The sequence below is a fragment of the Amorphus sp. MBR-141 genome, assembly GCF_053628695.1.
Map to the genome: position 1 here is coordinate 91,684 of NZ_JBRJGW010000014.1, position 16,181 is coordinate 107,864.

Annotated in this window: 15 protein-coding genes and 1 pseudogene; 9 read left to right on the forward strand and 7 right to left on the reverse strand. The window is 68.2% G+C overall.

Going from position 1 to position 16,181, the window contains the following annotated elements; all coding sequences use genetic code 11:
• Positions 1 to 23: 23 nt before the first annotated feature.
• Together ACSSVZ_RS18255 and clpS are read left to right on the forward strand one after the other, a co-directional pair.
• Positions 24 to 1,250 (forward strand): 3-hydroxybenzoate 6-monooxygenase, encoded by a 1,227-nt coding sequence (locus ACSSVZ_RS18255; RefSeq protein ID WP_453972157.1) that lies wholly within the window; start codon positions 24 to 26, stop codon positions 1,248 to 1,250.
• 196 nt (positions 1,251 to 1,446) lie between these two features.
• Entirely contained in the window at positions 1,447 to 1,752 is a 306-nt protein-coding gene (clpS, locus tag ACSSVZ_RS18260) for an ATP-dependent Clp protease adapter ClpS (protein ID WP_453972158.1), read from the forward strand.
• A 28-nt stretch (positions 1,753 to 1,780) separates the two neighbouring features.
• Here the strand turns inward: clpS and ACSSVZ_RS18265 are convergent, their stop codons facing one another.
• Both ACSSVZ_RS18265 and ACSSVZ_RS18270 read right to left on the reverse strand, forming a co-directional pair.
• Positions 1,781 to 2,302: a MarR family winged helix-turn-helix transcriptional regulator gene (locus tag ACSSVZ_RS18265; protein WP_453972159.1), complete on the reverse strand. Its 522-nt coding sequence runs from the start codon at positions 2,300 to 2,302 to the stop codon at positions 1,781 to 1,783.
• A gap of 198 nt (positions 2,303 to 2,500) precedes the next feature.
• Entirely contained in the window at positions 2,501 to 3,037 is a 537-nt protein-coding gene (locus ACSSVZ_RS18270) for a flavin reductase family protein (protein ID WP_453972160.1), read from the reverse strand.
• 238 nt (positions 3,038 to 3,275) lie between these two features.
• On the opposite strand from ACSSVZ_RS18270, the gene ACSSVZ_RS18275 reads away from it, so the two are divergent.
• From ACSSVZ_RS18275 to ACSSVZ_RS18290, 4 genes are all read left to right on the forward strand, one after another.
• Positions 3,276 to 4,484 (forward strand): acyl-CoA dehydrogenase family protein, encoded by a 1,209-nt coding sequence (locus ACSSVZ_RS18275; RefSeq protein ID WP_453972161.1) that lies wholly within the window; start codon positions 3,276 to 3,278, stop codon positions 4,482 to 4,484.
• Between the two features lie 63 nt (positions 4,485 to 4,547).
• Positions 4,548 to 5,555 carry a TRAP transporter substrate-binding protein gene (locus ACSSVZ_RS18280; protein WP_453972162.1) on the forward strand — a complete coding sequence of 336 codons (1,008 nt, stop codon included), beginning with the start codon at positions 4,548 to 4,550 and terminating at the stop codon, positions 5,553 to 5,555.
• Between the two features lie 116 nt (positions 5,556 to 5,671).
• The gene (locus ACSSVZ_RS18285; protein ID WP_453972163.1) at positions 5,672 to 6,175 is read left to right on the forward strand and encodes a TRAP transporter small permease; all 504 of its coding nucleotides are present in this window, start codon (positions 5,672 to 5,674) and stop codon (positions 6,173 to 6,175) included.
• Positions 6,172 to 7,452 (forward strand): TRAP transporter large permease, encoded by a 1,281-nt coding sequence (locus ACSSVZ_RS18290; RefSeq protein WP_453972164.1) that lies wholly within the window; start codon positions 6,172 to 6,174, stop codon positions 7,450 to 7,452. Before ACSSVZ_RS18285 ends, ACSSVZ_RS18290 begins: the two co-directional genes overlap by 4 nt.
• A 40-nt stretch (positions 7,453 to 7,492) precedes the next feature.
• Here ACSSVZ_RS18290 and ACSSVZ_RS18295 read toward each other — a convergent pair whose 3' ends face one another.
• The 3 genes from ACSSVZ_RS18295 to ACSSVZ_RS18305 all read right to left on the reverse strand — a co-directional run bounded on the left by ACSSVZ_RS18295 (position 7,493) and on the right by ACSSVZ_RS18305 (position 10,584).
• Complete coding sequence (locus ACSSVZ_RS18295) at positions 7,493 to 8,821, reverse strand: TRAP transporter large permease (protein ID WP_453972165.1); 1,329 nt, start codon at positions 8,819 to 8,821, stop codon at positions 7,493 to 7,495.
• Complete coding sequence (locus ACSSVZ_RS18300) at positions 8,818 to 9,375, reverse strand: TRAP transporter small permease subunit (RefSeq protein WP_453972166.1); 558 nt, start codon at positions 9,373 to 9,375, stop codon at positions 8,818 to 8,820. The genes ACSSVZ_RS18295 and ACSSVZ_RS18300 overlap by 4 nt, the downstream gene beginning before the upstream one ends.
• A gap of 138 nt (positions 9,376 to 9,513) precedes the next feature.
• Positions 9,514 to 10,584: a C4-dicarboxylate TRAP transporter substrate-binding protein gene (locus tag ACSSVZ_RS18305; protein WP_453972167.1), complete on the reverse strand. Its 1,071-nt coding sequence runs from the start codon at positions 10,582 to 10,584 to the stop codon at positions 9,514 to 9,516.
• An 823-nt stretch (positions 10,585 to 11,407) separates the two neighbouring features.
• Here ACSSVZ_RS18305 and ACSSVZ_RS18310 point away from each other — a divergent pair.
• Positions 11,408 to 12,328 (forward strand): annotated as a pseudogene (locus tag ACSSVZ_RS18310) (NAD(P)-dependent oxidoreductase); the annotation flags it as partial.
• Positions 12,329 to 12,675: 347 nt separating this feature from the next.
• Here ACSSVZ_RS18310 and ACSSVZ_RS18315 read toward each other — a convergent pair.
• Complete coding sequence (locus ACSSVZ_RS18315) at positions 12,676 to 13,590, reverse strand: LysR substrate-binding domain-containing protein (RefSeq protein WP_453972168.1); 915 nt, start codon at positions 13,588 to 13,590, stop codon at positions 12,676 to 12,678.
• Between the two features lie 162 nt (positions 13,591 to 13,752).
• Here ACSSVZ_RS18315 and ACSSVZ_RS18320 point away from each other — a divergent pair, with 162 nt between their 5' ends.
• Entirely contained in the window at positions 13,753 to 14,451 is a 699-nt protein-coding gene (locus ACSSVZ_RS18320; protein WP_453972169.1) for a type 1 glutamine amidotransferase domain-containing protein, read from the forward strand.
• 139 nt (positions 14,452 to 14,590) lie between these two features.
• Positions 14,591 to 14,803, forward strand: a complete 213-nt coding sequence (locus ACSSVZ_RS18325) for a transposase (RefSeq protein WP_453972229.1) — start codon at positions 14,591 to 14,593, stop codon at positions 14,801 to 14,803.
• A 103-nt stretch (positions 14,804 to 14,906) separates the two neighbouring features.
• On the opposite strand, the gene ACSSVZ_RS18330 is transcribed toward ACSSVZ_RS18325, so the two are convergent.
• Positions 14,907 to 15,791, reverse strand: a complete 885-nt coding sequence (locus ACSSVZ_RS18330) for a VOC family protein (RefSeq protein ID WP_453972170.1) — start codon at positions 15,789 to 15,791, stop codon at positions 14,907 to 14,909.
• Positions 15,792 to 16,181: the final 390 nt, after the last annotated feature.

Consider the following 16,181-nt stretch of genomic DNA (forward strand, 5'->3'; position numbering starts at 1 on the left):
AGCAAGCACGGGGGAGGGCGCCCATGCCCGAAGACAGACCCATCCTCATCGTCGGCGGCGGCATCGGCGGCCTGGCCGCCGCCTGCGGGCTCGCCCGCAAGGGCTTCCGCTCGCTGGTGCTGGAGAAGGCGGCCGAGCTCTCCGAGATCGGCGCCGGCATCCAGCTCGGCCCCAACGCGTTCCACGCCTTCGACTATCTGGGCGTCGGCGAGGCGGCGCGGGCGCTTGCCGTCTACGTGGACAGCGTGCGGTTCATGGATGCGATCTCCGGCGAGGAGGTGATGAACCTGGCGGTCGACGAGGAGTTCGTGCGGCGCTTCAAGGATCCCTACGCGGTCGTCCATCGCGGCGACCTGCACCAGGTGTTCGTGCGCGCCTGCACCGCCAGCGATCTGGTCGAGGTGCGCACCAGCGCCCAGGTGGTCGACTACGCGCAGGACGGGGCGACGGTCAGCGCCATCCTCGCCGACGGCAGCCGCGTCGCCGGTTCCGCGCTGATCGGCGCCGACGGGCTGTGGTCGAAGATCCGCAAGCGGCTGGTCGGCGACGGCCTGCCGCGGGTCTCCGGCCACACCACCTATCGCTCGGTGATTCCAACCGCGGACATGCCGGAGGACCTGCGCTGGAATGCCTCGGTGCTGTGGGGCGGCCCGAAGTGCCACATCGTCCACTATCCGCTGCAGGGCGGCGAGGCGTTCAACCTCGTGGTCACCTACCACAACGACGCGCCGGAGCCGGTGATGGGGCTGCCCGTCGACACCGAGATGGTGCGGCGCGGCTTCGACCACGTCCACCCGCGCCCGCGCCAGGTCATCGAGCGCGGCCGCAACTGGAAGCTCTGGGTGCTGTGCGACCGCGACCCGGTGACCGACTGGACCGACGGCCGCGCGACGCTGCTGGGCGACGCGGCGCACCCGATGATGCAGTACATGGCCCAGGGCGCCTGCATGGCGATGGAGGACGCGGTCTGCCTGTCGGCCGAAATGGAGGCCGCCTCGGGCGATGCCGAGCGCGCCTTTCCGGCCTACCAGGCCAAGCGCGCCCCGCGCACGGCGCGCGTCCAGCTGCAGTCGCGCTGGGTCGGCGACTACATCTTCCACCCCGATGGCGCCCACGCCCAGCTGCGCAACCTGCTGATGCGCTCCAAGACCCAGACCGAGTGGCTCGATTCCATCGAGTGGCTCTACGGCGCCAACGGCCTGGAAGGCGGCGCGGCGGGCATCGGCGCCGGATCGAAGCCGATCTTCTGAGGCGTCGCGGGCGCGGCCGGCGCGCGCCCGTCTTGCCGTCGGGCGGCCGCTGCATCATATCGGCGCAGGGAGCCTGGAAGCGGCCGTGGCCGCGCCCGATGGGTTGGCCAGGGCCCGCCCGAGCCGATATCCTGCTCCGTCCGCCGCGGGCGGGTCGGAATGACCCGAACGGGACATGCTCCAGCCGGAGGCGCCGATGAGCGATCAGACAACCAGGCCGCGCGCCACCGTCCGGCCGAAGGTCGAACGGCCGCGCCTCTACAAGGTGATCCTGCTCAACGACGACTTCACGCCGCGCGAGTTCGTGGTGATGGTGCTGAAGGCGGAGTTCGGCATGACCGAGGACGAGGCGCTGCGGGTGATGATCACCGCCCACCAGAAGGGCTCCTGCGTCGTCGCCGTCTTCCCGCGCGACGTGGCCGAGACCAAGGCCACGCGGGCCACCGATGCCGGCCGGCAGATGGGCTATCCGCTCGCCTTCACCACCGAACCCGAGGAATAGGGCTGCCGCCGCGCGCCGGCCGGGAGGGCTATTCCTCGCGCTCGTCGGGGGCCGCCTTGTCGGCGCGGGCGTCCAGCGCCTCGATGTTGGCGTAGAGCTTGACCAGCAGGCGCTTCAGGCGCGCCACGTCGGCCGGGTTCATCCCGCGGATCGCCACGTCCTCGTAGCGCGAGGCGACGGGAATGATCTGTTCGGTGATCTCGCGCCCCTCCGCGGTGAGGGTGAGGCTCAGGGCGCGCCCGTCGAGGCCCGACCGGCGCCGCACCACGTAGCCCTCCCGCTGCATCCGGAGCAGCAGCCGCGACAGGGTCGAGATGTCGATGCTGGTGCGCTCCGACAGCTCGCCGAGGCGCTGGTCGCCGTTCTGCCAGAGCGCCACGAGCACGCGCCACATCGGCAGCGTGACGCCGGTGTGGGCGATGTCCTTGGCGAAGCTGAGGCCGATGCGCACGCCGGCCCGATTGAGGAGGTATGGCAGGAATTCGGAGAGGATGAAGGAGTCGCGAAGGCTCCCGTCTCCCGCTTCTGCCTGATCCGGCTTCTTGACCAAATGACCTCTCCGACACGGTGTGGCGCGCAGTCTCGCGTGGCCAGCTAGAGCCTTTTCCGATCAGGTGGTCACACCTGATCGATCAGAAATGGCTCCGGAACAGGATGCTGGAGCGCCGTTCTGAGTCCATCAGAACGTGCGGCGCTCTAGCACAAAGTGACGCCCGGGAGGACAGCCCGTTTGGCCGCATCCCGGCCGTCAGCCGGGCGATCCGGGCCGGGCTTCGGGGCGCAGGAACGCCCCGTCCTGATAGATCAGCGGCGCGATGTCCTCGCGCACCTCCACCCGCCGCACCGAGCCGATGAAGATGCTGTGTGATCCGTAGGCGATCTGGCGGTCCTTGTCACAGAACAGGTTGGCCTGGGCGTTGCGGAGAAACGGCACGCCGTCGGCGTCCTCGTCCCAGTCGCCCCGGGCGAAGCGCCGGTCGGCCGGCTCGCTGCCGGCAAACGCCAGGCCAACGTCGGCGTGCTCGCTGTGAAGCAGGTTCACGCAGAAGCGCGTTTCCTGCTCCAGGAGCCGGTGGAAGAAGCCGGCCTGGTTCACGCAGACGAGCAGCGCCGGCGGCTCCATCGACAGCGAGGTCACCGCCGTCGCGGTGATGCCGTGGCGGCCGTCCGGATGGCCGAGGGAGATCACCGACACGGTCGCCGCCAGCCGGCGCATGGCCAGCCGGAAGGCCGGTGCCAGGGCGGGTGCTGGAGGCCGGGCTGCCTCTCGCCGGGCATCGCGCATGGGGGGATCTCCATTTACTTGCATTCGCGAATGACATCCGATTCGCGGAATGGGCCCGGGGTTCCGGGCTTTGAACCGGTCGCCGCGATCGGCTGGTTTCCGCCCGATACCGGCCCGTTTCCCGGGATCGGTCCGCCAAGGTTCGGATATTTTATTTGCAGATGCAATTTATTTTATTGCGCGGCCGGCGGGGCGCCTCTACGATCCTGGCAACGAACAAGAACCGAGGGAGGACGCGATGTCGCTCGCACTTGCCGCAGAACAGGACGCTCGGCCGGCGGTCGCCGATCTCATCGGCCGCGCCGCGCGGATTGCCGAAATCGCCCGGGACCGTGCCCCGGAGACCGAGCAGGCGCGCCGGGTGTCGCCGGATCTGATCGCCGAGATGCGCGACGCCGACCTGTTCCGCATCCTCCAGCCGAAGCGCTTCGGCGGCTACGAATACGGCTTCGATGTCTTCGTCGAGGCGGTGGCGACGGTCGCCAGCGGCGACGGCTCGACCGGCTGGGTCTACAGCCTCGGCGCCGTCCACCAGTGGCTCATCGGCTGCTTCCCGGAGGAAGCCCAGCAGGAGGTCTGGTCGACCAACCCGGACGCCATCTCGGCCGTCTCCTATGCGCCGACCGGCCGCTCCGAGGCGGTGGAGGGCGGCTTCCGCATCTCTGGCCGCTGGAGCTTCGCCAGCGGCTGCGACAACGTCGACTGGGCGATCCTGGGCGGCCGCATCCCGACCGGCGACGGCGGCATGCAGCCCGGCTTCTTCCTCGTCCCCAAGGCCCAGTACGCGATCGACGACGACTGGTTCACCGCCGGGCTCGCCGGCACCGGCTCGAAGACGATCGTCGTTGACGACCAGTTCGTACCGGCCCACCGCGCCGTCCCCTTTGCGCCGCTGCTCGCCGGCAATCCGCCGGGCGCGGAGACCAACCGCAACCCGCTCTACCGGCTGCCGTTCCTGGCCGTGGTGCCGACGTGTCTCGTCGGCCCGGCGCTCGGCATGGCGCGCGGCGCGCGCGACGTGTTCCTGGAAAATGTCCGCAGCCGCGTCACCCGGGGCGCGGTCGCCGGCGGCCAGAAGCAGATGGCCGATTTCCAGACCATCCAGATCCGTGCGGCGGAGGCCACGGCCGCCATCGATGCGGCGGAGCTGCTCGTCTTCCGCGACCTGAAGGAGACGCTGGACGCGGTGACCGCCGGCGCGACCGACCACATCGATCTGCGCCTGCGCAACCGCCGCGACCACGCCTTCGCAACCCGGCTTCTGGTGGGCGCGGTCGACCGGCTGTTCGAGGCGTCGGGCGGGGCGGCACTGTCGGTGCGCAGTCCGCTGCAGCGCTTCTGGCGCGACATCCACGGCGCCGGTTCGCACATCAGCCTGAACGGCGATGCGGTGGCCAGCATGTACGGCCAGCACCTGTTCGGCCTCGACCCGCAGGGCCAATACTGACAGCCTGAAACGAAGGGCCGGCAGCAAGCCGCCCGTCAAGAACCACATCAAACGGGAGGAACCATGGTCGGATCGTTCGTTCGCGGCCTTGCCGCCGCCGCCGCGCTTGCCGCTCTGGCACAGCCGGCACTCGCCCAGGACTACGTCATCAAGGTCTCGTCGCCGACGATCCACGACGTCACCGAAGTCTGGATGACGGAATTCAAGAAGGGGGTCGAGGAGCGCAGCGGCGGCAAGATCGCCGTCGAGCTCTATCCGGCCAACCAGCTCGGCCAGATCCCGGCGACCGTCGAGGGCGTGGCGCTTGGCACCATCGAGGTCACGGCACCGGCATCCGGCTTCTTCGTCGGCCTCGATCCGCGCTTCGAGGTGTTCGACATCCCCGGCGTCTTCGACGACATGGGCCACGCGGCCCGCACCCTGTCGGATCCCGCCGTCCGCGCGCATTTCGCCACGCTCGGCAACGAGCAGGGCATGGAGCCGCTGGTCGTCTACCCGCACGGGCCGATGATGCTGCTCTCCGACAAGGCGGTGCGCGCACCGGAAGACTTCAAGGGCCAGAAGATCCGCACGCCCGGCGCCACGCCCATCCACGTCCTGCCGCTCGAGGCGCTCGGCGCGTCGCCGCTGTCGATGCCGCTGGGCGAGGTGCTGCCGGCCATGCAGAACCACGTCATCAACGGCCAGATCGCCAGCTCGGCGGTGTTCACCGCGTTCAAGTTCTACGACGTCGCCAAGCCGCTCACGACCATGCCCAACGCGTTCCTGATCGTCGCCGCGATGGCCAACAGCGCCTTCCTCGATTCCCTCGGCGACGAGCTGGAAGCGATCGTGCACGAGGAGGCCGAGCGGGCGATCGGCGTCGCCGCCGAGTGGAACACCGGCAACCTGGAGCGGACGCTCGCCACCTGGACCGAGCACGGCGGCGAGCTGATCACCTTCTCGCCGGACGGCGCCGCCACCGTGCTCGCGGCCTCGGAGGCCGCGCTGCCGAAGGTGTTCGCCGACAATCCCGCGGCGAAGGAGGACTACGATTTCCTCAAGGCCGCCGCCGACAAGACCCGGCAGTAGCGGGTGACGCGCGCCGGGGCGGTTCCGCCCCGGCGTCTGCCGTGCCGGCGTCCGGCGCCGGCGTGATCGGGGGAAGGTGGCCAGGTCTGTGACCGGCCGGGCCCGGGGGAAACGGAATGCTTGAACGTGCCGTCGAGCGGGTCGCCCAGCCGATCCGCTTTTTGCTGGTGATCGCCCTGATCGCCGCGATCGTCATCAGCGTCGTCAACGTGGCCGGGCGCGCCGTCTTCGGCTGGAGCCTGCTCGGCGGCGACGAGATCCAGGTGTTCATCCTGATCGCCATCACCTTCATCGGGGCGGGGCTGGTCAGCGTCGGCGACCGGCACCTGCGGATGGACGTCGTCCGCCAGATGCTGCCCGCCCGGCTGAAGGCCGCCCTCGCCGTGCTGGAATGGGGCGTGACGGTCGGCGTCCTCGGCTTCGCCGGCTACCACTCCTACGACTACGTCCGCCGCCTCCACAAACTCGGCCAGCACAGCCCGATGTCCGACGTTCCCATGTGGATCCCGCACGCGACGGTGACGGTCGGCTTCGCCATCATGGTCGCCGTGGTGGCGCTGCGCGGCGTCGCGGCGCTGGCCCGGGTGCGCCAGACCACCGACGCCGGGCCGCGGCCATGAGTTTCGCCCTCGGCCTGCTGCCGGTCCTCCTGCTGGTCCTCGGATTCCCGGTCTTCCTGGTGCTTCTGACGGCGTCCTGCGTGGCGCTCGCCGTGTTCATGCACATGCCGCTGGCGGCCCTGCAGCAGAATTTGTTCGGCTCGGTGAACGCCTACGCGCTGCTGGCGATCCCGTACTTCATCTTCGCCGGCGAGCTGATGGAGCGCGGCAGCGTCGCGCGCCGGCTCGTCACGTTCGTGCGGGCCTGCGTCGGGCCGGTGCACGGCAGCCTCGGCTTCACCACCATCGGCACCGGCGCCATCTTCGGCGCGATCTCCGGTGTCAGCGCGGCCTCGGTCGCGACCGTCGGCCGGATCATGTATCCGTCGATGCGCGAGGCCGGCTACGCGGCACCGTTCTCGGCCGGCCTGATCGCCGCCGTCGGTGCCGTCGGCGTGGTGATCCCGCCGTCGATCCCGATGATCGTCTATGCCGCCGCCGCCGAGCAGTCGATCCCGCGGCTCTACGCGGCGGGCCTGGTCCCCGGCCTGCTCATCGTGGCGCTGCTCGCCGCCTACACCTGGTGGCACGGGCGCCGCAGCGGCAGCGACGAGGGCCAGCCGTTCGACCGCCGCACCTTCCTGCAGGCGTTCGGGCGCGGCATCTGGGCGCTCGGCGCGCCGGCGATCATCCTCGGCGGCATCTACGGCGGCATCTTCTCGCCGACGGAGGCGGCCGCCGTGGCGTGCGTCTACACGGCGGCGGTGACCCGGCTGGTGTTCCGCGAGCTGACGCTGAAGGATCTCTGGGCGGCCGGCCTGGCGACGGTGACGTTCTCCGCGCAGATCCTCATCATCATCGCCTGCGCCGGGGTGTTCTCGTGGCTGCTGACCGTCAACCAGGTGCCGGCGGCGCTGATCGCCTGGGTCGAGCCCGCGTCGCTGCCGCCCTGGCTGATCCTCATCGTCATCAACCTGCTGCTGCTCGCCATCGGCTGCGTCATCGATCCGCTGTCGGCGATCCTGCTGCTGACGCCGCTGCTGCTGCCGGTCATCCTCGCGGCCGGCATCGACCCGGTCCACTTCGGCATCGTCATCACCGTCAACCTGGCGATCGGGCTGTTCACCCCGCCGTTCGGGATCAACATCTTCGTCGCCCAGTCGGTGTTCGAGATCGAGCTGAAGGAGATCTATCGCGGCGTGGTGCCGTTCTTCTTCGTCTACCTGGTGGCGCTGGCGCTGATCACCTTCGTGCCGGCGCTGTCGCTCGCCGCGGTGCGCCTGCTGGTCTCCGGCTAGCCGGGCCCTGAAGCGCGGGGGGCGTGGTCCGCCCCCCGGTTCACAGCAGCCCGGTCGCCAGCCACGGGAACGCCGCGACGATCGCCACCGCCAGCATCAGCCCGACGACGAAGCGCCACGAGCCGGCGAAGATGTCCTTCACGCTGATGCTGTCGTCGTCGAGCGCCGCCTTCACCGTGAAGACGGAGAGGCCGAACGGCGGCGTGATCAGCCCGATCTCCACCGCCAGGATGGTGACGATGCCGAACCAGATCGGGTCCATCCCCATGTGGGCGGCCACCGGCAGCGCCACCGGCAGCACGATCAGCATGATCGAGATGGAATCGATCAGGCAGCCGAGCGCGATGATCAGCACCACGTAGCAGAGCAGGAACCCGTAGGGGCCGAGCCCCGCGGTGGCGAGGAAGTCGGCCGCCGCATCCGGCAGGCCGGTCAGCGCCAGCATGCGGCTGTAGAGGCTGGCGGCGATGATCAGGAAGAACACCGCCGAGCTGATCCGCCCGGTCTCCACCAGGATCGACCAGAACCCCTTCGCCGTGATGCGCCGGCGCAGCACCGCGATGACGATCGAGCCGAGCAGGCCCATGGCCGCCGCCTCGGTCGGCGTGAACACGCCGCCGTAGATGCCGCCGAGCACCACCACGATCAGGAACGCGATGGGCAGCAGCCGCCGCGCCATCCAGCCGAACCCGCCTTCCAGCTCGTCGGCGGCCGCCTGGATCTCCTCGTCGTGCACGCCGGGCGCCTCGAACACCACGTCCGGCCGGAAATGCGCCAGCCAGACGATCTGCAGCGCGAACAGCAGCGTCACCAGCAGGCCGGGCAGGATGCCGGCGATGAACATCTTGCCGATCGAGACCTCGGCGACGATGCCGTAGACGATCATCAGGAGGCTCGGCGGGATCAGCATGCCGATGATCGACGACGACGCCACCAGCCCGACGGCGAAGCGCTTGCGGTAGCGCCGCCGCACCATCTCGGGCACCGCGATGCGGGTGAAGATCGAGGCGGAGGCGATGGAGATGCCGGTGACGCTGGCGAACACCGCGTTGGCGCCGACGGTGGCGACGCCGATGCCGCCGCGCATCCGCCGGAACAGCCGCTGGGCGACGTCGAAGCCGTCTCGTCCCACATCGGCGATGGTGATCACCAGCCCCATCAGCACGAACAGCGGCACCACGGCGAACAGGTAGTCCTGGGCGGTGTCCTGGGCCGCCCCGGCGGCCATGCGGGCGGCCAGCTCCGGCGAGCGCAGCCAGGCGATGCCGAGGAACGACGACAGCATCAGCGCGATGGGGATCTGGATGCCCAGATAGATCGCCACCATCATCGCCACGACGGTGACCAGGCCGATCTCGATGCCGGTCATGCCCGTGTCTCCGGGCGGCGCGCGTCGCGGGCGAGGTCGCGGGCGGTGCCGAAGGCGGCCAGCCCGTACTGGACGGCGCAGGCGAGCGAGCCGAACAGGATGATCGCCGGCAGCGGCCAGGCCGGGAAGGTGAACGAGCCGGCGTGGCCGATGAACTCGTCGTAGACCCACGTCCGCTCCAGCCGCGGCCAGGTGGCGTAGGCGATCACCGCGAACACGGCGAGGCCGGCGAGGTCGTAGAGCACCAGCACCATCCGCCCGAAGCGGGGATGCCGCGCCACCAGCGGGTCGAGGAAGATCTCCGCCCGGGCGATGCGCCGGGCGCGGATGCTGCCGGGCAGCTGCAGGAAGATCGCCGCCACGACGAACATCGCCACCAGCTCCACCACCCCCATCAGCGGCAGGTTGAACAGGTTGCGCGCGAAGACGTCCGCGGCGATCAGCACGGCGATGACGATCGTCAGGATCGAGCCGGTGGCGGCGAGGCCTTCGACGAAGCGGCCGTAGCCCTTGGGGCCGATGGCGTTGGCGCGGGTCGGGTCAGCTGGATGCATGGGGGAGGGACCACCGGTGGTGTGAGCCGAAAGGACGGCATGCCGCCTCGCGCGACGGACGGGCGGCTGCGATGCCGATCCGCCGGGCACACAGGCACCCGGCGGATCGCGCTGGACGGGACGGCGGGAAGGGGACGGCTATTCCTTGTCCCACTGGCGCAGCGGCTCGACGCCGCGCGCCCGCAGCCCGTCCATGTAGGCATCCAGGAGCGCCGTATCGTCGGGGTGGCGCGTCTTCCACTCGGCGCCGATCGGCGGCAGGGCCTCGGCCCAGCGCACCCGCTCCGCCTCCGGCCACACGAAGATCTCGACGCCGGCCTGCGCGCCGGCCTCCTGCATCTTCTTCATCATCACCTCGTGCAGCTGGTTGAGCTGCTCGGCGTGCTTCTCGGTGTAGACCTTGCCGCCTTCCATCAGCGCGGCCTGCACCTCCTCGGGCATGTCGGCCCAGCGGTCGGCGTTCACCGCCACCGCGCCGCCGCAGCCGGCGCCCATGTCGACGACGGCGATCTTCGGCGCCACCTCGTAGGCGCGGATCGGCATGAAGCCGGTCGCCATCGACATGGCGCCGTCGGCGACGCCGGTCTGCAGCGAGGTGTAGTAGGTGGGCAGGGCGCCATCGACCAGCACCGCGCCGGTCCCCTCCAGAAGCGGCGCGAAGGCCGCCGGCGCCAGCAGCTTCTTGCCCTGCAGCTCGTCGAACGAGCGGATCATCTCCTTGGTGAACAGGTCGAAGGTGTCGCGGCCGGAGACGCCCAGGAACACGGCGTTGGCGCGCTTCCATTCCTCCTGCAGCGCCGGCGATTCCAGCGTCATGTCGCGCATCAGCGGCAGGATCTTGGTGGCGTCGGGCGTCAGGAACGGCAGCTCGGAGCAGAGGTTGTTGAGCGGCATCCGCGAGGATTCCGCCGCCACGAACACCCAGCCCACGTCGGTGACGCCGTCGCCGACCGAGGTCAGCGTCGCGCCGGCGTTGTAGAGCTGGCCGCCGAAGGCCTCCTGCCAGTTGATCTTGTAGTTGCCGCCGGCGGCTTCCAGCTGCCGGTCGACCTCGGGCATGAAGAAGTTCTTCAGCCCCGACACCCACGGCACCGTCGCCGGGTGGCTTGCCGCGATGGTGAGATCGATGGTTTCGGTCGCCTGGGCGCTGCCAGAGGCAGCGAACAGCCCGATGACCGCCGCGCAGGCGGCGTGGTGTACAGCCTTCATGGGTCTCCCTCCCGTGCGGACGGTGGTTCCGTCCTGCGTCCTGTCCCGTCGCGGGATCTTGGTGTCCTGCCGTGCCGCTCCGCCTGCCACTCCTCCGGGCCTGCGAAGCCGCAACCGTATCAACTCAACGCCAAAACGGGATTATTTGCAATAGCAATTGACGCGCGTGGATCCGTATTTCGAAGGCAAGGCTTCCCCGGGCGCGGAGGATGCCGGCGGATCCGGGCTCGGACGAGGGCGTGCGGATGACGGAAGGCCGTGCGAAACCCTCGGAAAACCGGCGCTTTCGTCGGCTTTCGGGCGCGTTCCGGCGCGTCTCCGTCGCGGCGGAGGGTGCATCGGCCGGACACCCGCCCCGCCGCCGCCAATGCCAGATTGCGGGCCGGGTGCTTTTATGGCATAATTGTACCGTACCGTTCAGAACTGATAAATCTCTGATATATTACAGCGCCTTGTCGGAAAATTCGGCGCTGAGCGCTTCGTATTAGATAATTGCATATACAAATAAGGTGCAGTATTCTGCTCGGACGGCCGCGGCGAGGGACCCCTTCGCAAGAACGAGCCGACGGGGAGTGAGATCATGCCGCCACATGCTCGCGATCGCATCCGTGCCAGCGGCCGTCCGCCGTGCGGTGCGCGCCGCGCGGCCGGCCCCGGCGGTCCCGCCCCGTTTTTCCTGACAGTATCATCGCCCGGTGCGCGCGTCCCCGAGCGGGCCGCCTGGCCGGTCGCGGTTGCGCGCGCGGCGGCCTGGAGGCGCTGCGGGCCAGACGGCGGCCGCGCCCGCGCGGGCTGACGCGCAGACACGCTCAGACAGACAAGATCAGGCGGAAGAATCCGCCGGGAAACGCACAGGAACCGGGAGGAACGCATGTATCAGGTGGGGTTCATCGGCGTCGGCAAGATCGGGCTGCCGATCTGTCGCAATCTGATCGAGCGCGGCGTCAGCGTGATCGGCTATCGCCGCAGCTCGCTGGCCGAGTTCGAGGCGGCCGGCGGCGTCGCGGCGGGCTCGGCCGCCGAGGTCGCGGAGAAGGCCGAGGTCGTCTTCTCCTGCGTGCCGGACGAGGCGGCGCTGGACGAGGTCATGCAGGCCGTGGCCGGTGCGGTGCGGCCGGGCCAGATCGTCGTCGAGTTCGGCTCCCACGCGCTGTCGGCGCTCAAGCGGCAGGAGCAGGCGCTCTCCGCCCGTGGCGCCATCTTCCTCGACGGCGAGGTGAGCGGCACGCCGGGCATGGTCGCGGCGCGCAAGGCCGTCATCTATCTCGGCGGCGACAAGGCGGCCTGCGAGGCGATCGCGCCGCTCGTCGAGGCGTTCGCGCCGGGCTGGTACCACTTCGGCCCGATCGGCACGGCGGCCACCGTCAAGCTCATCAACAACCTCTTGGTCATCGTCAACATCGCCGCCACCGCCGAGGCGATGGCGCTGGCGCTGAAAACCGACGTCGATCCCGCCACCCTCATCAAGGCGGTTGCCGAGGGAAGCGGCGGCTCCACCCAGTTCGCCATCCGCGCGCCGTGGATGGCCGAAGGCCGCTTCATGCCGGCCCAGGGCGAGTTCCAGCAGCTCGCCCACTATTTCGATCTCATCGGCGACTTCGCCGCCGAGCACGGCTCGGCCACCCCGCTGATGAACTGCGCCGCCGACCTCTACCGCCGCGGCATCGCCGACGGCATGGGCGCCATGGACGTCGCCGGCATGATCGAAGTCATCCGCGCTTTGCCGCAACCGAAGACGGCGTGAGGCGGTCCGGGGGCCGGGGCAGCGCCTCAGATTGAGGTCTCGGGAGGTGGCGCATACGGCGCAGGGCGTGTGGCCGCCACCTCGCCGCGGGCGTCAAGGACGGTGGCGGGAAAAGGCTTTTTGCTATCCGGCCCGGCGTGATCTGCATGCCCGAATTGCAGACCTTCAACAGTTCGCGCGCGTGTCCGTGTCGCCCGGGAGGCGTCGCAACAAAAACCTGCTTACCTGGGAACCGTGCCCTGACTCGCCGTCCTGCTGGCACATGATCGCTGTCGGCGCTTATGATAATCGCGCGGGCTAGGTTGCGAACATGGTGGAATCGACGCTGATCCGGTCGGCGACATAGCTCAGCGTTGCTTGGGGGTGGAAAGCGATTGCGCGGCATCAATGATCGTCGACCGTAGCCACCTGTGCGCGGGATCATGACGATACCGCACATGCCAAGCCAGTTCGACCGGGAAGGTTCCCAGATCGACAGGAGCTGGAAGCACCTTGAGGCGAGGATCGCGCTCAAGACCGCGGCAGATTTGTATAGGCAAAGTCGCACAGTAGTCGGTGACGGCAATCATCTCCGGGACTGCGAGGAAATGCGTTACGGAGACGGCAACCTCCCGCTTGAGGTTCTGCTTTCCCAATGCTTGAAAAAGGCCGGCCCGGATACGACCGGGCGGAAGCACGTTCACATGCTTGAGGCTCTCATACTGGTCTCGAGAAAGGGTGTCGCCGACATCGGGATGGTCGCGTCGCACGACGCAGGCAAGTGCGTCGTCCATCAGATGCTGAACGACGAGATTGTCCGGGGGATCGACGATCCTTCCCAGCACCATTGCGGTCGTCCCTGACATCACGCCGGTCTCGGCGAGATCGTTACCGAATGGAGTCATTCGAAGCTTGATACCTGGCGCCTGCTCCCGCAGCCTCGCGACCAGCTCTGGCATCAGCACCAGCTCCACATAGCTGTTCGGCGCTATCAGAAACTGGCGATCCGCATCGGAGGGCTCAAAATTTTGCTGGTGGACGACCACTTCGTCGAGCTGCGCCAGAGCGGCTTCGATCGTTGGAGCGATCTCTTCGGCTAGCTGTGTCGGTTTGATCCCGTACCTTTCGCGGATGAACAACGGGTCGCGGAGCATATCGCGCAGGCGATTGAGCGAGTTCGAGAGTGCCGGCTGCGTTATCCCGAGCCGGCTGGCGGCGCGCGTGACGCTCCGTTCCTCCATGAGGGCCAGGAAGACGGGCAGCAGGTTGAGGTCGTACTTCATCGAGATATGCTCTCACGTGAATATCTAAAATCAAACAAGTAAATTTTTTAAATATCTCGATCGATGCCATGTTCCCTTCATCGAAAGGCCAATGTGGCTGATCGAGATCGGTCCAGCCCGGCCGCAGCCTGCAAGAGCGCGGCATGACCAAAGGATACGACGATGAAAGTTCTCATAGTACTGACTTCGCACGACAAGCTTGGCGACACCGGCAAGAAGACCGGGTTCTGGTTGGAAGAACTCGCCGCTCCCTACTACGTCTTCAAGGACGCCGGGGCCGAAATCACGCTCGCCTCGCCGAAGGGCGGTCAGCCGCCGCTCGACCCGAAGAGCGACGAGCCGAGCTTCCAGACGGAGGATACGGAGCGTTTCAAGAACGACGCGGAAGCCAATGCCCAGCTTGCCGCGACTGTGCGCCTCGACAGCATCGACCGGAAGGATTTCGATACGGTTTTCTATCCCGGTGGTCACGGGCCGATGTGGGACCTCGCCGAAGATCCGAACTCCATCCGGCTGATCGAAGACTTCATCGCAGCCGGCAAGACGATCGCGCTGGTCTGCCACGCTCCGGGCGTCCTGCGTCACGTCAAGAATGCAGACGGCTCCTCGTTCGTTGAGGGCCGTTACGTGACCGGTTTCACGAACACCGAAGAAGAGGCCGTTGGCCTGACCAAGGTCGTGCCGTTCCTGGTCGAGGACGAGTTGATCGGCCAGGGCGCAGTGTTTTCAAAGGTGAAGGACTGGGGCGTTCATACGGTTGTGGATGGCCAGCTCATCACCGGCCAGAACCCGGCGTCCTCTGCAGAGGCGGCGGAAGCTCTCGTAGCTGCGTTGAGCCAGGCAAGGCCGGGCGTTGCCTGAACAGCAATCCATCATCGCGGACCGCCGCCCACCATGGTGGGCGGCGGTTCCGCGGAGATGCCCCACGGAACTATCCGTCGGAAGAGAATGACCATAAGTTTTTGTAATCGGGATAACTGGCGGTGTCCCGCGCGTCCTGCTGGCCGACAAAGGCTATGCCAGCGACCATATCCGCGCATCGCTTCAAGCCGCCGACGCAGTTCCGATGATCCCGGCAGGCCGAAACCGCAAGAACCCTGTCCAGATCGCCGGCTTAGTCTACGCGCTGAGAAACCGTGTCGAGCACTGCTTCAACAAGCTGCGCTGCTCACGCCGCCTCGCCACCCGATACGACAAGACCGCCGACAGCTGAGGAGCCCATTTCCAACCGCCCAAAGCGCTGCCGATCTAGCTCCAAACAGAAAAAGGCCGCGGTTTCACCCGCGGCCTCCGTCTCGTCGCCCTGAAAGCGCCGCTCAGTCCAGGAAGCCGTCCGGCGGGGTGATGCCCCAGAGGTTGGCCGAGAACGGGTCCTTCGGCCACACCTTCGGCTTCTGCGGGCGGTCGCGGTGCCAGGGGCGGGGCTCGAAATAGCCGAGCTCCTCGTCGTTCATCTGGTCCAGCTCGGTGAACAGCTCGGTCAGGTGGCCGTCGGGATTGTGGTGGTAGGTGAAGATGTTGTGGCCGATGCCGTGGCGGCCCGGGCCCCACACCAGCGGATAGCCGTGGGTGGCGAGGTAGTCGGCGGCCGTCTGGACATGGCCCCAGTTGCGCAGCTCGAAGGCGATGTGGTGGACCTTGGCGCGCTGGCTGTCGACCAGGTTGATGGTGTGGTGGTCGGGGCCGCAGCGCAGGAAGGCGAAGAAGTCGCCCATCCAGTCGGAGACGCGGAAGCCGAGCACGTCGCAGTAGAAGGCCGCGACCTTCTTCACGTCGACGACGTTGAAGGCGACGTGGCCGAGCTTCAGCGGCACGATGCCCTTCTCGTTGAACTTCTGCGGCGTGAAGGCGCGCTCGCGGAACACCTCCAGGATCGTGCCCTTCGGGTCGGCGAACGAGATCATCTCCGGGATCGTCGGCTCGGGCGACGACTTCCGCTCCACCTTGATGCCGTGGGACTCCACCTGCTTGGCGAAGGCTTCCAGGTCGCCGTCGGGGGCGATCTGGAAGGCGAGGCGGTCGCACTTGGCTTCGCCCTTGCGCAGCACGACCGAGTGGTGGTCGAGGGTGCTGGCGAGGTAGGCCGTATCCGCCTCCCGCTCGACCAGCGTGAGGCCCATGACCTCGGTGTAGTAGGCGATCTGGCGGTCGATGTCCGGCGTCAGGAACGCGGCGTGCGCGATGCGTTTCACTCTGATCATGAAGGCCTCCCGGGCGTGTCGTGTTTTCTGGAATTCGGCTTGGAAATGCCGGTCGGCACGGTGCGGTGGCGCGAACGTCCTGCACCCGACAGAGCCCGCATGGATCTGGTCGCCGTCCGATTTCTGTACTATACGTTACCTTACACCAATCGGCAATCGTCTCGCGTCGTGAGGCGGTTGCCGGAAGGGGCCGCTGAAGGGCGGCTGAAGGGCGGCTGAAGGGCCGGTAACCGGGGCGAGGCCGCTGCGGGGGCAGGGAGCCTGGCCGGGCGCACCGCCCGGGCGGGGCCGCTTCTCCGTCGCTATCCGCCGGCCGGACCGCGCCATCGCGCCGACAACGCCGACCCGAAACGTCGGGCGGCGGCACATCAACAAGAGGGATCGAAACGC

Bases quoted from the DNA above. Each gene is read 5' to 3' on its own strand.
- ACSSVZ_RS18315 (WP_453972168.1), bottom strand. From the start codon at position 13,590: ATGAAGTACGACCTCAACCTGCTGCCCGTCTTCCTGGCCCTCATGGAG.
- ACSSVZ_RS18305 (WP_453972167.1), bottom strand. From the start codon at position 10,584: ATGAAGGCTGTACACCACGCCGCCTGCGCGGCGGTCATCGGGCTGTTC.
- ACSSVZ_RS18270 (WP_453972160.1), bottom strand. From the start codon at position 3,037: ATGCGCGATGCCCGGCGAGAGGCAGCCCGGCCTCCAGCACCCGCCCTG.
- ACSSVZ_RS18320 (WP_453972169.1), top strand. From the start codon at position 13,753: ATGAAAGTTCTCATAGTACTGACTTCGCACGACAAGCTTGGCGACACC.
- ACSSVZ_RS18300 (WP_453972166.1), bottom strand. From the start codon at position 9,375: ATGCATCCAGCTGACCCGACCCGCGCCAACGCCATCGGCCCCAAGGGC.
- ACSSVZ_RS18275 (WP_453972161.1), top strand. From the start codon at position 3,276: ATGTCGCTCGCACTTGCCGCAGAACAGGACGCTCGGCCGGCGGTCGCC.
- clpS (WP_453972158.1), top strand. From the start codon at position 1,447: ATGAGCGATCAGACAACCAGGCCGCGCGCCACCGTCCGGCCGAAGGTC.
- ACSSVZ_RS18285 (WP_453972163.1), top strand. From the start codon at position 5,672: ATGCTTGAACGTGCCGTCGAGCGGGTCGCCCAGCCGATCCGCTTTTTG.
- ACSSVZ_RS18330 (WP_453972170.1), bottom strand. From the start codon at position 15,791: ATGATCAGAGTGAAACGCATCGCGCACGCCGCGTTCCTGACGCCGGAC.
- ACSSVZ_RS18295 (WP_453972165.1), bottom strand. From the start codon at position 8,821: ATGACCGGCATCGAGATCGGCCTGGTCACCGTCGTGGCGATGATGGTG.
- ACSSVZ_RS18290 (WP_453972164.1), top strand. From the start codon at position 6,172: ATGAGTTTCGCCCTCGGCCTGCTGCCGGTCCTCCTGCTGGTCCTCGGA.
- ACSSVZ_RS18255 (WP_453972157.1), top strand. From the start codon at position 24: ATGCCCGAAGACAGACCCATCCTCATCGTCGGCGGCGGCATCGGCGGC.
- ACSSVZ_RS18280 (WP_453972162.1), top strand. From the start codon at position 4,548: ATGGTCGGATCGTTCGTTCGCGGCCTTGCCGCCGCCGCCGCGCTTGCC.